We start from the raw sequence: 13,401 nt of genomic DNA, 5'->3' as shown, positions 1-13,401 counted from the left end.
AAGTTAACTTCTGGTATAACTCCGCAGAGGAGGACCGGGCCCGGCCGTACGGGCCGCGCTACAGATGGTTACAAGGTCCACTCCCTTGTCGCTGGAGAACGTATGTATGCTGCTGAACCCCCTCTTGCGCCCGTTGCCACGGGCCGCCGCGAACGCAACAAGCAGCGGATGAGGGAACGAATCTTCTCCGCCGCCCTGAGCCTCTTCGCCGAGAAGGGCTTCGAGCAGACGAAGGTCGACGACATCACGGAGCGCGCCGACGTCGCGCGCGGCACGTTCTTCAACCACTTCCAGCACAAGGAAGAGCTCGTCACCACCTGGAGCAGCCAGCGCCAATCGCGATTCGAGGAGAAGATGCGCCAGAGGACGCCCTCGAACGACGAGCTGTGCGTCGCCCTCGGGCGGTGCATGACGGCACTCGTCGAGATCAACGAGGAGGAGGAGCCGGAGTTCAACCGGGTCATGCTCACCTCGTGGGTGCGGGCGGGCCTGCCGATCACCGAGCCGCCGCGCACGGCCGAGGTGTTCGCCGACGTGATCCGGGCCGGACTGGCGGAGGGCAGGATCAGGTCCGGCGTGGACCCGATGCAGGTGGGGTACCTCCTGCGGGACGCCTACCTGGGCGCGCTGTTCCGGTGGTGCCGCGGCGACCTGAAGGACGACGGCCTGGCCGCGGAGCTGCAAAGCATCGTGGACTTCCTGCTGCCCAGCATCGTCCACGACAGCACCGTCGCCGGCCGCGCGAGGTAGCCGTCTGCGCACGACTCACCGATGGGCCCACCCACGACGCCGAAGGCGCCGCCCGATCGCCGGGCGGCGCCTTCGAAGTCGGTGGATCCGAGGTGACGGACCGTCAGTCCGACGCGCCCGTCCCGCGCGGGGCCACGTCCCGGATCAGACAGGTCAGCCGCGAGGTGCAGACCCGGCGGCCCTGGTCGTCGGTGATGACGACCTCGTAGGTCGCCGTGCTGCGGCCGCGGTGGACGGGAGTCGCCGTGCCGGTGACCACCCCCTCGCGCATCCCCCGGTGGTGGGTGCAGCTCAGCTCCACCCCGACCGCCACCCGCTCGGGGCCGGCGTGGAGGGTCGCACCGATCGAGCCCACGTGTTCCGCCAGGACGGCCGAGGCGCCGCCGTGCAGCAGGCCGTAGGGCTGGGTGTTGCCCTCGACCGGCATGGTGGCCACCACCCGGTCGGCGGTGGCCTCGACCAGCACGATGCCCATGCGGTTGCCGAGGTGCCCGGAGGCGAACATCGCCTCCAGGTCCACGCCGCCGTCGGCGAAACGGCTGAGGACCTCAGGCGGGATCGCCGCCGTGCGCGGCATGGTCTGCGTCTGGGTCTGCTCACCCATGGGTGCGGCTCCGATCGGCGATGGGGTCGGGAAAGGGTCGCTCGTAGGACTGTAGTTTGCCCCATCTGTCCATCGCTGCACTGTGATTGACGTCTCGCCGTCAGAAAGTGTGCGGCGCCGCGGCCCCGACCGACATGAACCTGGCATGTGACTCTAAACTTAAATCCTAGTATAAGTTATGCAAGGGCCGACCCAGCCCTCCGCGGGCTCGTTCGGATGCCGTACCGGTGACCGAGGAGCTCCCCACCCGTGGAGCAGGACCTCAGGAACTGACACCCTCACCCCACAGGAGAACGCATGGCCGACGAAGCCTCCGTCGCACTTGTCCCGACGGGCCGCCGGGAGCGCAACAAGCAGCGGATGAGGGAACGTATCTTCTCGGCCGCCCTGAGCCTCTTCGCCGAGAAGGGGTTCGAGCAGACCACGATCGACGACATCACCGAACGCGCCGACGTCGCCCGGGGCACCTTCTTCAACCACTTCCAGCACAAGGAAGAGCTCATCACCACCTGGAGCAACCGCCGCAGAGAGCGGCTGGAGGACAAGCTCCAGCAGGAGGCGCTCGCGGCAGTGGACGTCAGTAGAGCCCTCGCACGGTGCATGACGGCCCTCGTCGACATCAACGACGAGGAGCCGGCCGAACTCAACCAGGTCATGCTGATGTGCTGGGTCCGGGCAGGCCTGCCGATCACCGAACACCCCTACACCGCCGAGGTGTTCGCGGACGTGATCCGGACCGGCCTCGCCAAGGGCCGGATCCGCCCCGGCACCGACCCCCTCCAGGTCGGCCACCTCCTGCGCGACGCCTACCTCGGCGCCCTGTTCCGACTGCGCCGCGACGACCTCAAGGGTACGGACCTGAGGCTCGAACTCCAGCGCGTCCTGGACACGGTCCTCCCCAGCATCCTCACCGACGCCCACTGATCCGTCCCGGCTGATCCGCCCCCGCTGATCCACCGCCGCCGGCCCACCCCCGCCGATCGCGGCGGGTGGTCCGGTCCCCGCCCCGGGCCAGGAGCACGGTCCTGCCCGGGGGCGCCTCCCGGAGCCGACTCCCGGGTTCGGTCTCGTCCTGGGCGCGGACGAACTCCCCCACCTCTGAATGGTCCTCTTGACCCAGGCCGGAAATCACCGGCACGGTCCGTTCAGAGGGGTTCCTCCGTGTACGAGAACACACCGCACAGCCGCGTCCAGCGCTCCCGCCGACCCGGCCGGCACCGGGCGGCCGCGGTCGTGACCGCCGTGGCCGCCGGTGTCCTGGCGGCCGGCGCACTGGCACCGAACGCGGCCTTCGCGGGCGGCAAGCCGGACACCGTCCAGCAGAGCCTGAACTCGCTGGTCAAGGACGACGGCCTGCCCGCCGCACTCGCCTCCGTCAAGGGCCGCGACGGCCGCACCCGCACCTACACCGCCGGCGTCGGCAACCTCGCCACCGGCGCCAAGCCCCCCGTCGACGGCCAGGTGCGCGCCGCCAGCAACACCAAGACCTTCACCGCCGTCGTCGTCCTCCAACTCGTCGCCGAGGGCAAGGTCGGCCTCGACGAGCCCGTCGAGACCTACCTCCCGGGCCTGGTGCGCGGCGACGGCATCGACGGACACACCATCACCGTCCGCCAGCTGCTCCAGCACACCAGCGGCCTGCCCGAGTACGTGGACAAGGGCGCCATCCTCACCAGCCCGAAGCGGTACTACGAACCGCGCGAGCTCCTCGACGCGGCCCTGGCCCAGAAGGCCCACTTCGCCCCGGGCTCCAGCTGGGAGTACTGCAACACCAACTACCTGCTGGCCGGCCTGATCATCCAGAAGGTCACCGGGCGGCCGCTCGGCGAGGAGGTCACCAAGCGCGTCATCGACCGCATCGGCCTGCGCCACACCTACTTCCCCACCCCCGGCGACACCACCGTCCACGAGGCCCACCCCCAGGGCTACAACCGGGAGGCCGACGGCTCGCTCCGCGACTACACGGAGCTGGACCCGTCCTGGGGTTGGGCGGCCGGGGCGATCGTCTCCACCAACACCGACCTCAACTCGTTCTTCTCCGCACTCCTCGGCGGCCGCCTCCTGCCCGCGGCCCAGCTCGCCCAGATGCGCACCACCGTCCCCGCCGAACTCCTCGGCCCGGGCGTCCGCTACGGCCTGGGCCTCCAGAGCAAGCCGCTCCCCTGCGGCGGCCTCGCCTGGGGCCACGGCGGCACCATCCCCGGCTACCGGACCTCCGGGGGCGTCACCGACGACGGCCGCGCCTTCAACATCGCGGTGACGGCGATCCCGGGCGACGAGGCCGGGAAGCACATCGAGGCCACGGTCGACGCGGCCCTCTGCCGCTGACCTCGCACACCCGGCAATTCCCCCCTTCGGCAGAGGAGTTCCCCAGTGAACGAGCACATCCAGCACAGCCACGTCCCACCTTCCCGTCGACCCGGCCGACACCGACCCGGCCGGCACCGGACGATCGCGGTCGTGACGGCCGTGGCCGCCGGCGCCCTGGCGGCCGGCGCGCTGGCACCCAGCGCGGCCTTCGCGAGCGGCAAGCCGGACACCGTCCAGCAGAGCCTCAACGCCCTGGTCAAGGACGACGGCCTGCCCGCCGCACTCGCCTCCGTCAAGGGCCGCGACGGCCGCACCCGCACCTACACCGCCGGCACCGGCAACCTCGCCACCGGCGCCAAGCCCCCCGTCGACGGCCAGATCCGCGCCGGCAGCAACACCAAGACCTTCACAGCCGTCGTCGTCCTCCAACTCGTCGCCGAGGGGAAGATCGGCCTCGACGAACCCGTCGAGACCTACCTCCCGGGCCTGCTCCGCGGCGACGGCATCGACGGACACACCATCACCGTCCGGCAGTTGCTCCAGCACACCAGCGGCCTGCCCGAGTACATGGCCGCCCCGGCCCTCGCGGACTTCATCCCCATCCAGTTCCGCTACTTCGAGCCCCGCGAGCTCCTCGACGGCGCCCTCGCCCAGAAGGCCCACTTCGCTCCGGGCACCAGCTTCGAGTACAACAACACCAACTACCTGGTCGCCGGGCTCCTCGTCCAGAAGGTCACCGGACGACCCGTCGGCGAGGAGATCACCAAGCGCGTCATCGACCGCATCGGCCTGCGCCACACCTACTTCCCCACCCCCGGCGACACCACCGTCCACGAGGCCCACCCCCACGGCTACCTCAGCCTGCCGGACGCGCCCCCGGTCGACTACACCGACATGGACACCTCCATGGCCTGGGCGGCCGGAGCGATCGTCTCCACCAACACCGACCTCAACACCTTCTTCACCGCCCTCCTCGCCGGCCGCCTCCTCCCCCCGGCCCAACTCGCCCAGATGCGCACCACCGTCCCCGCCGACCCCCTCGGCCCGGGCGTCCGCTACGGCCTCGGCCTCCAGAGCCGCCCCCTCTCCTGCGGCGGCCTCGCCTGGGGCCACGGCGGCACCATCGTCGGCTACCGCTCCCGCGGCGCCGTCACCGACGACGGCCGCGCCGCCAACATCACCGTCACCACCGTCCCCTCCGACGACGCCGCCCACCACATGTCCACCGCCCTGGACACAGCCCTCTGCCACTGACCCACCCCGGCCTAACTCCCCCGGCCGCCCGGTTCACCAATTACCGGTGATCGGAGTCCAGCCCGGCTTGCCGACCTTCGCCGAACCCAGCGTCGCGCCCCGCTGGTTGCCCTCGCAGAAGGCCGCCGGTGCCCGGGTCGTACGCGCCGATCGAGCTCGGCTTCTTGTCGTCGACGATGTTCTTGTACCGCAGGCCGGTGTCGTAGCTGGTGGGCCAGCCTGGTGAGGGGCGCTGCTCGGCCGCCGCCGGTGTGGCGCTCAGGCAGGCGGTGAGGTTGCTCAGGGTGGCCCGGTCGTCGGCCGCCGCCAGGGCGCCGGCTCCGGGGGTTCCTGCGGGAATCGCGGACTGCGGGGCGGGCTTCCAGCCGTGCGGGAGCCCCGACGGGGGCTCCCGCGCGAACACCCATGGCGCCCGGATTCCGCACACTCGCACCCGATGGCGCGCCTGTTCACCGAACCACGGGTAGGCGGATCACCGCCGCCGCCCTGCGAAACGCAACGCACTGGGACGAGGTGGTGGTCACGCTCGACTTCGAGCACCTGCGCCGCCACGACCTCCAGCGGTTTTCGACCGGAGCGGCACGGCGACGAGCTGACAGTTCGCCAATGTTTACTTTGGACACGGACGCTCCGGGCCCACCGAAATCGGCAGGGGCTGCCCCCTGTTCTCCCGCACAGGTTCCCGCCGGTCTGCGTCCGCCGGCCGGGAATGCACGGCGGCTCGCCTGGCGGGCTGCGGGAAGCGGAAAGCCGCCGGCCCGACGGTTACGTCGGCCCGGCGGCTTGGTGGCCGCGGCGTCAGCTGGCGGGCTGCGGGTCAGCTTCCTCGACCGGGGCCTGCGCCTGCGCCACCTGGTCGGGCTCGTTGCGGCGGGACCACGGCAGCGACAGCAGGGCGGTCAGGCCTAGCAACGCGGCCCCGCACCACAACGGGGCTCGCAGTCCCAAGTGGGCGGCCAGCAGGCCGCCGCCGAGTGACCCCACCAGCAGTCCGAGCAGGCTGAAGGTGCGGGTGGCCCCGGTCACCCGGCCGATCAGCTCGCCCGGGATCAGGCTCTGGCGCAGTGAGGAGACCGTGATCGTCCACACGGTGGTGTAGAAGAAGTAGACCGCCAGCATCGCGGTGACCACCAGGGCCGAGTCGGTGACGGCCATCACCAGGTAGGCCACGGCGCCCAGCAACAGGGTCGCGCCGACGGTGCGCCCGGTGCCGAGCAGTCGGCGCACTGCCGGGGCCACGAAGCTGCCGACCAAGCTGCCCGCCGCCGAGACGGTCAGCGCCAGGCCGTACTCGGCCGGGCTCAGTCCCAGGGTGTTGGTGGCGAAGAGCACCAGCACCGAGAACGGCAGCATGTATGCCAGGTTGGTGACCACCGACATCAGCGCCAGGGTGCGCAACAGCCGGTGCCCGGCCAGGTAGCGTAGGCCCTCACCAATCTGCGCAAGGGCGTTCGGTCGCGGCTCCCCGGGGCCGTCGGCGGCCTCCCCGGTGGCGGCTGGTCCGGGGGTGAAGTCGCCCTTCAGCCACCAGAAGCAACACGCAGCGAGCACGAAGGACGAGGCATCCAGTAGCACCGGCAGGATCGCGGCGATGCCGAACAGCAGGCCGCCCAGCGGCGGCCCGGCGATCTCGTCGCAGACGGTCTGCGCGGCCGCCAGCCGTCCGTTGGCACGGTCCAGGTGCCTGGGGGCGACCACGGTGGGCAGCACCGAGAAGGACGAGACGTCGGCGAGCGTCTCGAACAGACCGAGCACGACGAAGACGCCGTAGAGCGCCCAGATCGAGGCCAGGCCCAGCCAGACCAGCAGTCCGAGCACTGCGAGCACCGCACCGCGGACCAGGTTCACGCCGACCAGCAGCCGACGCCTGTCGAAGCGGTCCACGGCGACGCCGCTCAGTACCGCCACCAGTAGCCGTGGCACCGCGTAGGCGGTGGACAACCCGGCCACCAGCTCCGGACGGTCGGTCAGGGACGAGGCGAGCAGCGGGACCGCAACGAAGCTCGCCCCATCGCCGAGGTTGGAGACCGCACTTCCCAGCCACAACTTGCCGAACTCCGGCCCCAGCCCCGTCACCGCGCGCCCGCGGAGTCCGCGCCGTGCGTCGGACGCCGTTTCCACCATGTATCTATCTCCTCCGCGATTCGCCGGACCCGGGGCCGGGTCATGACGCTGAAGTGGTCCCCCGGAACCAGACGGACGGTCAGCCCGGCGGACAGGGCGGTCTCCCAGGGCACCCAACGACGGTCGGCGACGTCCCGCTCGGCAGCCAGGTAGAGCACCTCGCCGTCGTACCCGGGTACCCCGGGGCGGGCCAGCACGCCGACGTTGGTCCGGAACACCTCGACCATCGCGCCGAAGCGGCTCTCGTCCAGCTCAGGGCCGATGATGCCCTGCTGCCGCACCCAGGCCCACAGCGCCCCGTCGTCGGGACACTCGACCTTGGTGGTGCCCACCGAACCGATGTGGCCCGCCGCGGCGGCCAGGTAGCGGCTGAACTCGGCGGTCAGGTCGGCGTCCTCGTCGCCGGGGCCGGGCATCGGGGTGTCGATCAGCACCACCTCGGGTCGCGGGCCGGTGGCGGCCAGCCGGTGCGCCATCTCCACGGCGACCACCCCGCCCAGCGACCAGCCGACCAGGGTGACCGGCCCGGCAACTCCCCCGGCGGCCAGCAGGCCGAGGAAGTGCTCGGCCAGTTCACCGGCGGTGCGCAGCGGGGCGCGGTCGTCGTGCAGGCCTGGGACGGCGGCTGCGTACACCGGCCGGTCGGTGTCGAGCGCGCCGGCCAGCGCGGCGTAGCACAGGATGTCCCCGCCGATCGGCGGCAGGCACAGCACCGCCGGGCCACTGCCGGGCCGGATGGTGCGCAGGGTCCCGGGGCCGGCGCCGATCCCGGGGCCCGTGCTCTCGCCGAGCAGCCGAGCGAATGACTCAACTGTGGGGGCCTCGAAGAGTTCGACCGGGTGGAGGTCGGTGCCGCAGATCTCGTTGAGCCGTGCGACGGCCTGCAGGGCGACCAGTGAGCGGCCGCCGAGTTCGAAGAAGTCGTCGTCCAGGTACACCTCGGGGCGCTCCAGCATGGCGGCCCAGGTGTCTGCGACGGTGCGCTCCAGTGCGGTCACCGGTGGCCGGCCGGTGCGCTTCCCCGGCTCCGCGCCCACGGCCTCGGGTCCGGCCGCCACATCAGGAAGCGCCTCGCGCAGCCGGGGGGCCAGCGATTCGACGGTCGCGGACAGATCGGCCGCCGCCGTGCCCAGCAGCCGGAGCAGGTCGTCGGCCAGGCGCTCGGCGGTGGTCGGGGCGACGCGGTCGGTCGCGTAGGTCAGGTCGATCCGCAAGCCGCCGTCGCGGCGCTCGCCGATCCAGAGGCTCAGGTCGAACCAGGCGGTGGCCGAGTGCGCCTCCACGTCCTCGCCCGCCAGGCCGCCCAGCCGGACGGGCCGTTCGGAGAAGCCCTCCACCGACAGGAAGGCCGAGAACAGCGGGTTGCGCCCGGGTTCCCGGCGCACCCCCAGCCGGTCCACGAGCCAGTCGAAGGGCACGTCCTGGTGCGCGTAGGCCCGTAGCGCCGAGCCTCGCACGGCCGACATCAACTCCTGGAAGGAAGAGTCCCCGTCGGGCCGGACCCGGAACACCGTCGTGTTGACGAACAGGCCCACCACCTCGGACCACTCCGCCTGCGCTCGCCCGGAGACCGGGCTGCCGATCACCAGGTCCGCCCGGCCGGTGTGCCGGCGCAGGACCGCCGCGTAGGCGGCGAGCATCACCATGAACAGCGTCGCGCCCTCGGCCCGGCCGAGCTCGCGCAGCGCACCGGTCACCGTCCCGGACAGCTCCCGGGAGACCACCGCGCCCTCGCCGGGCCGGCGCGCCGGGTCCACCTCGTCGGCGGGAAGCCCCAGGTCGGCCGGAGCGGAGGCGAGTTCGGTGCGCCAGAAGGCCAGGCTGCGCTCCGCGTCCGGACCGTCCAGCCACTCCCGTTGGCCGGCCGCGTACCCGGGGTAGCTGGCGGTCGGCACCGGCTCGGGGGCCGGACCGCCGGCCAGGTGGGCGTCGTACCGGGACTCCAGCTCGCCGTACAGGAGGTCCAGTGACCAGCCGTCGGCGATGCTGTGGTGCAGGTTGAGAAGCAGGACGTGGTCGTCCTGGGCCAGCCGCAGCACGGAGGCCCGCACCAGCGGGCCCCCGGCCAGCAGGAACGGCGTGCGCGCGTCCGCCTCGGTGTGCCGCAGCAGTTCGGCCTCGCGCTCGGCGGCGGCCAGGTCGCTCAGGTCGACCAGCGGGCACTCCAGCGGTGCGCCGGAAGGCAGTTGCAGCGGTTCGCCCAGCACCTCGACGTAGCGGATCCGCAGCATCTCGTGCCGCTGCGCCAGCTCGGCCAGCGCACGGCGCAGCGCGGACACGCTGAACCGCCCGCGGAAGCGGTGCGCCGACGGCAGGTTGTAGAGCGCGCCGCCGTCGGTGAGGCGCTCCAGGAACCAGAATCGCCGCTGGGCCTCCGAGAGCCGGAGCCGGGCGGCCGCCGCGGGGTTGGCCGCGGCGCGCGCCAGGAAGGTCTGCCGCTGCTGCGCGGTCAGCTGGGTGAAGCGTTCGAATCCGCCGGTTGCCATGCCGTTCCTCGAGACGTCGTCAGACTGCGGTCAGGGCGTCCGGCGCAGTGATCCGGGGCCAGTTGCGCCGGTCCTCGCCATGCGCGTGGACCAGGGCGAGGGCGATCCGCTCCAGGCCGAAGGCCACGCAGGAGCTGTGCGCGGCGTCCTCTCCGTGGCGGATGTCGAACCGGCGGCCCAGGTGGTCCCGGTGCCGGTTGGCCGAGGCGATCGCCGTCCCCGGGTCGGTGTCGGTGAGCTTGGCCACGAACTCGTACTTGAGCCCCTGTTCGAGCTGGGTGGAACGCATCAGCCGCCCGCCCGGACCGAAGAACGGGTCGGTCGCGGAGACCACCCGGACGTCCAGGCCCAGCCCGCCGAGGAACGTCTCGCAGCGCGGTATCCAGGAGTCCCGCCAGTCGGCGGCCTGCTCGGCCGAGCCGACGGTGACGAACTCGCGCATCCGGAAGCTGCGGAAGCGACCGGTCTCGCTGGTCGCCTCGTGCCGGTAGCAGTAGCCGGCCGCGTCGAGGACGACCTGGTCGTCCAGCTGCTGGCCCGCCAGTTCGGCGTAAAGGTTGTAGCAGACCGCCGGGGCGAGCACGACATCGGTGGCCGGGCGCTCGTCGGCCGGTCCGCCGCGCTGGTCGGACCGGTCGGACGCGTAGGCGTGCACGGTGCCGAGCAGGTGCGGGAAGGACTCCGCGTACTCGGCCCGCTCGATCCGTGCGGCGCTCATCAGCGGCGGGTACCAGACCGGACCGTGGCCGGTCCCGGCCGTGGCGGTGAGCGCGTCCTGGAGCTCGGCGACGGTCCGCTCGAACGCGGGCCCGAGCGCGGGCGCTCCGGGGATTCCGGTGTCCTTCACAGCTGAAACGCCCTTTCGCCGAGGAGCAGCAGGTCGGAGGTGGCCAGGTCGATCTGCCGGTTGGAGACCATCAGCCGGGCCGAATGGAGGTCACGGATGTGCCGGGCGACGGAGTAGGGGCCGTCTTCGGTGTAACCGGCCATGCCGCAGATCTCCAGGGCCGCCTCGGCGATCCGGGCGGCCTCGACGGAGACCGAGGTCTTCAGGGCGTTGGCCCGGGTGGTGACGGTGTGTTCACCGTCCGCGTCGCCGTCCCAGCGGGCGTAGTCCGCGGCGAAGCTGCGGACCGCGCCCTGCAGCAGGGCCAGTCGGGCGTGCACCTCGCCGAGGCGCTCATCGGCGAAGGTCCCGCCGTTGCCGAGCGCGGCCCGCGCCCGGGCGCGGGTGAAGCGCGCCGCGCGGCGCACCGCGTCGCCCGCCACGCCTGTCCAGACGCCGGCCCACAGCACGTGCGAGAGCGGCACCATGCAGCGGGTGGCGGTGGTGCCGAAGGGCTCGGCGAGCACCTGGTCGGCCGGGACGGCGGCCCGCACCAGGAACGGCGGGCTGACGGTGCCGCGCATGCCGAGGGTGTTCCACCCGCCGGTCTGCTCCAGCTCCAGCTGGTCGCGCCGGGCCAGCACCAGGACCTGGTCGGTGGCCGCGGCCTGCTCGTCCCGGCGGACGGTGATCAGGAAGGCGTCCGCGACCGACCCGTACGAGACGGTGGTGGCCCGCTTCTCCAGGCGCAGCAACCCGCCGTCCGGGACGAGCGCCGCCCGGCTGGTGCGCAGGTTGCCGCCGATGCCCGCCTCGGAGGTGACCGAGGCGATCAGGTGCTGCTCGCGGGCCGCCTCGGTCAGGTACCCGGCGAGCGCCGGGGAGGCGGCGGCCGAGCGGGCCAGGCAGGCGACCTGGAGCTGGTGCATTGCCCAGATCATCGCGGAAGCGGCGCAGTGCCCGCCGAGCCGGGAGCCGATCCGGGTGAGCTGCTCGACGCCCAGGCCGGGGCCTCCGTACTCGACGGGCACCGCCGCGGACCACAGGCCCGCCTCGCGCAGGGCGGCGATGCTCGCAGCCGGGACGGTGGCGGTGCGGTCGGCGCGGACTGCCTCGCGTTCGAGCAGTTCGGCGCGGACTGCGATCGCGGCGAGCGCCGCCTCCTCGGTCAGCGTCGCGGCTCCGGCCGGCCGGGCGGGTGCCGGCACGGTATCCAGGTCGGTCGTCACCGTGCGGCTCCCTCGGTCTCCAGCACCTCGACGCAGGCGTCGGTGAGCCGGTCGATGCTCGCGAACAGGGCCCGAGTGAGCATCCGCTCCGGGAACTCGATCGCCAACGCGCCCTCCACGGCCAGCATCACCCGGGCGGAGGCGAGCGAGGTCAGGCCGTGGTCGTACAGGTCGTCGGTGACCGCCAGCAGGTCGGCGGAGGGCTCCACCTCGGCGTTGCGGGCCAGCGCGTCCCGGACGGCGCGCTCGCAGCGCTCTCGGGTGGTGGTCATTGGTCCTCCTCGTGGTTCCGGTGGATCGCCGAGAGCAGCTCGGCCGCGGCCCGCCGCTGCTCCTGGTCGCGCTCGCCGAGGTCGCGGACCAGCCGCAGCTGGCGCTGCGGCGGGACGCCGCCGGACTCCAGCGCGATGGTGTGGGCCAGGTACCAGCGGCGTTCCAGGGCGGCCAGGCCCTCGGCGACCGGCCGCAGTTCGGGCAGCGGGCGGGCCAGCGCGGCCAGGAACCGGGCGAGGTACATCCGCTCGGCGGCGACCCCGCTGACGTCCGGGGCTCCGGTGGCATCAGCCGCCAGGTGGTCGGCGAGCGCGGCGGCGTCCTGCTCGTCGTGCGCGCGCAGCTGTTCGCCGAGTTGCCGGGCGAGGGCGACCGGCCCGGGGCGCCGGGTGGGCCCCGATCGGACCAGCAGAAGCCGGGAGTCCTGGGCGCTCGGCCCGGAGCGCAGCCGCGCCCAGTCGACCGGGCGGTACCGGACCGGCTCGGGGTTGTTCATCGGGTCGACGACGACCACCCCATCGGCGTCCGCAGCGACCGCGATCACGCAGTGGGTGATGTGCTGCTTGCCCTCGAACGGGGAGGGCAGGTGGAAGGCGTCCACGGCGGCGGCCACCGGCACGCCGGCCGCCAGGCTCTCCCGCTCGTACGCGCCCGCCTGCTCCGGGTCGGCGAACCGCAGGTCGGCCACGTCGAGGCCGTACCCGGCGCCGGCCGCCGCGAGCCAGCGGCCGCTGCCGTCCAAGGCCGCACCGCCGGGCCGAGAGAAGCCCCAGCTCATGCCGACGGCCTCCTCGGCGGCGGGCACGCCCTGCCAGTCGAGCAGGTTGGCGACGCACTGCTGGTAGCAACTGCCGTACAGCGCGAGGCCGGTGAAGCGCGGTGCGAGGTCAGGCACGGGCGGCCGCCGGTTCGTCCGCGTCCTGGCCGTACACCTCGGCGGCGACCGCGACGATCGCGGCGAAGTCGGGCACCCGGTCGGCCTGGTCGCGCACCAGCGCGGCCAGGCCGGCGAGCGTCGCGTCCTCGAACAACCGGGCCAGGCGCAGTTCGACGCCGATGACCGCCTCGATCCGGGAGAGCACCCGCACCGCGCGCAGCGAACTGCCGCCCAGGGCGAAGAAGTCCGCCTCGACGGTGCCGACCGGCCGCTCCAGCACGTCGGCCCAGACACCCGCCAGCCAGCACTCGACGTCGTCGGCGGGCGCGGTTCCGGTGCCGGCCGACTCGTCGGACCCGGTCGGGGCGGGGGCCGCGGCCGGCAGCGCGCGGCGGTCGATCTTGCCGTTGGCGAGCCGGGGCAGTTCGGCCACCGCCGTGAACCGGACCGGCACATGGGAGGCCGGCAGCAGCGTGGCGACGTGGGCGCGCAGTTCGGCGGCGAGCGGCGCCGGGGCGCCGTCGGCCGGGACGTAGTAGGCGACCAACTCGTGCGGCGCCGTCTCCCGGTCGGACGTCCCGGTCGGGGACAGCAGCCGTTCCAGCTCGGCCAGCTGGTCCTCGGTCAGGTCATCAAGGCTGGGCAGCATGGGGGTGTCTTCCTCTCTC

13 protein-coding genes are annotated in these 13,401 nt (G+C 72.8%); 4 read left to right on the top strand and 9 right to left on the bottom strand.

Annotated elements, in window-relative coordinates; genetic code table 11:
- Nucleotides 1-168 precede the first annotated feature (168 nt).
- Nucleotides 169-750 carry a TetR/AcrR family transcriptional regulator gene (locus tag ACFXOZ_RS02050; protein WP_380586639.1) on the top strand — a complete coding sequence of 194 codons (582 nt, stop codon included), beginning with the start codon at nt 169-171 and terminating at the stop codon, nt 748-750.
- A 103-nt stretch (nt 751-853) separates the two neighbouring features.
- On the opposite strand, the gene ACFXOZ_RS02045 is transcribed toward ACFXOZ_RS02050, so the two are convergent.
- A complete protein-coding gene (locus ACFXOZ_RS02045) occupies nt 854-1,354 on the bottom strand; it encodes a PaaI family thioesterase (protein ID WP_375887157.1) in 501 nt (166 codons plus the stop codon).
- Between the two features lie 297 nt (nt 1,355-1,651).
- Between ACFXOZ_RS02045 and ACFXOZ_RS02040 the strand changes: the two genes are divergently transcribed.
- From ACFXOZ_RS02040 to ACFXOZ_RS02030, 3 genes are all read left to right on the top strand, one after another.
- Nucleotides 1,652-2,278: a TetR/AcrR family transcriptional regulator gene (locus tag ACFXOZ_RS02040; protein ID WP_380586636.1), complete on the top strand. Its 627-nt coding sequence runs from the start codon at nt 1,652-1,654 to the stop codon at nt 2,276-2,278.
- Nucleotides 2,279-2,515: 237 nt separating this feature from the next.
- The gene (locus ACFXOZ_RS02035; RefSeq protein ID WP_380532895.1) at nt 2,516-3,682 is read left to right on the top strand and encodes a serine hydrolase domain-containing protein; all 1,167 of its coding nucleotides are present in this window, start codon (nt 2,516-2,518) and stop codon (nt 3,680-3,682) included.
- A gap of 123 nt (nt 3,683-3,805) precedes the next feature.
- The gene (locus ACFXOZ_RS02030; protein WP_380586730.1) at nt 3,806-4,918 is read left to right on the top strand and encodes a serine hydrolase domain-containing protein; all 1,113 of its coding nucleotides are present in this window, start codon (nt 3,806-3,808) and stop codon (nt 4,916-4,918) included.
- Nucleotides 4,919-4,958: 40 nt separating this feature from the next.
- Here the strand turns inward: ACFXOZ_RS02030 and ACFXOZ_RS02025 are convergent, their stop codons facing one another.
- From ACFXOZ_RS02025 to ACFXOZ_RS01990, 8 genes are all read right to left on the bottom strand, one after another.
- Nucleotides 4,959-5,321, bottom strand: coding sequence for a hypothetical protein (locus ACFXOZ_RS02025; protein WP_380586633.1), 363 nt, complete (start codon nt 5,319-5,321; stop codon nt 4,959-4,961).
- Between the two features lie 395 nt (nt 5,322-5,716).
- On the bottom strand, nt 5,717-7,042 hold the full coding sequence (locus ACFXOZ_RS02020) for an MFS transporter (RefSeq protein WP_380586630.1): 1,326 nt from the start codon (nt 7,040-7,042) through the stop codon (nt 5,717-5,719).
- Complete coding sequence (locus tag ACFXOZ_RS02015; RefSeq protein ID WP_380586627.1) at nt 6,991-9,528, bottom strand: alpha/beta fold hydrolase; 2,538 nt, start codon at nt 9,526-9,528, stop codon at nt 6,991-6,993. Before ACFXOZ_RS02015 ends, ACFXOZ_RS02020 begins: the two co-directional genes overlap by 52 nt.
- A 19-nt stretch (nt 9,529-9,547) precedes the next feature.
- Nucleotides 9,548-10,375, bottom strand: a complete 828-nt coding sequence (locus ACFXOZ_RS02010) for an aminoacyl--tRNA ligase-related protein (protein ID WP_380586624.1) — start codon at nt 10,373-10,375, stop codon at nt 9,548-9,550.
- Nucleotides 10,372-11,583 (bottom strand): acyl-CoA dehydrogenase family protein, encoded by a 1,212-nt coding sequence (locus ACFXOZ_RS02005; protein ID WP_380586621.1) that lies wholly within the window; start codon nt 11,581-11,583, stop codon nt 10,372-10,374. The genes ACFXOZ_RS02010 and ACFXOZ_RS02005 overlap by 4 nt, the downstream gene beginning before the upstream one ends.
- A complete protein-coding gene (locus ACFXOZ_RS02000) occupies nt 11,580-11,855 on the bottom strand; it encodes an acyl carrier protein (RefSeq protein WP_380586618.1) in 276 nt (91 codons plus the stop codon). Before ACFXOZ_RS02000 ends, ACFXOZ_RS02005 begins: the two co-directional genes overlap by 4 nt.
- Entirely contained in the window at nt 11,852-12,751 is a 900-nt protein-coding gene (locus ACFXOZ_RS01995; RefSeq protein ID WP_380586615.1) for a hypothetical protein, read from the bottom strand. The genes ACFXOZ_RS02000 and ACFXOZ_RS01995 overlap by 4 nt, the downstream gene beginning before the upstream one ends.
- Complete coding sequence (locus ACFXOZ_RS01990; RefSeq protein WP_380586612.1) at nt 12,744-13,382, bottom strand: phosphopantetheine-binding protein; 639 nt, start codon at nt 13,380-13,382, stop codon at nt 12,744-12,746. The genes ACFXOZ_RS01995 and ACFXOZ_RS01990 overlap by 8 nt, the downstream gene beginning before the upstream one ends.
- Nucleotides 13,383-13,401 lie beyond the last annotated feature (19 nt).

The sequence above is a fragment of the Kitasatospora sp. NPDC059160 genome, from assembly GCF_042755465.1.
Lineage (GTDB): Bacteria > Actinomycetota > Actinomycetes > Streptomycetales > Streptomycetaceae > Kitasatospora.
Note: the sequence above shows the minus strand (reverse complement) of the source record. Positions and strands in the feature narration are given on the sequence as shown.

What these genes read in the sequence shown, in the direction of transcription:
- ACFXOZ_RS02050 (WP_380586639.1), top strand. Translation starts at nt 169, where the DNA reads ATGAGGGAACGAATCTTCTCCGCCGCCCTGAGCCTCTTCGCCGAGAAG.
- ACFXOZ_RS02045 (WP_375887157.1), bottom strand. Translation starts at nt 1,354, where the DNA reads ATGGGTGAGCAGACCCAGACGCAGACCATGCCGCGCACGGCGGCGATC.
- ACFXOZ_RS02040 (WP_380586636.1), top strand. Translation starts at nt 1,652, where the DNA reads ATGGCCGACGAAGCCTCCGTCGCACTTGTCCCGACGGGCCGCCGGGAG.
- ACFXOZ_RS02020 (WP_380586630.1), bottom strand. Translation starts at nt 7,042, where the DNA reads ATGGTGGAAACGGCGTCCGACGCACGGCGCGGACTCCGCGGGCGCGCG.
- ACFXOZ_RS02015 (WP_380586627.1), bottom strand. Translation starts at nt 9,528, where the DNA reads ATGGCAACCGGCGGATTCGAACGCTTCACCCAGCTGACCGCGCAGCAG.
- ACFXOZ_RS02000 (WP_380586618.1), bottom strand. Translation starts at nt 11,855, where the DNA reads ATGACCACCACCCGAGAGCGCTGCGAGCGCGCCGTCCGGGACGCGCTG.
- ACFXOZ_RS01990 (WP_380586612.1), bottom strand. Translation starts at nt 13,382, where the DNA reads ATGCTGCCCAGCCTTGATGACCTGACCGAGGACCAGCTGGCCGAGCTG.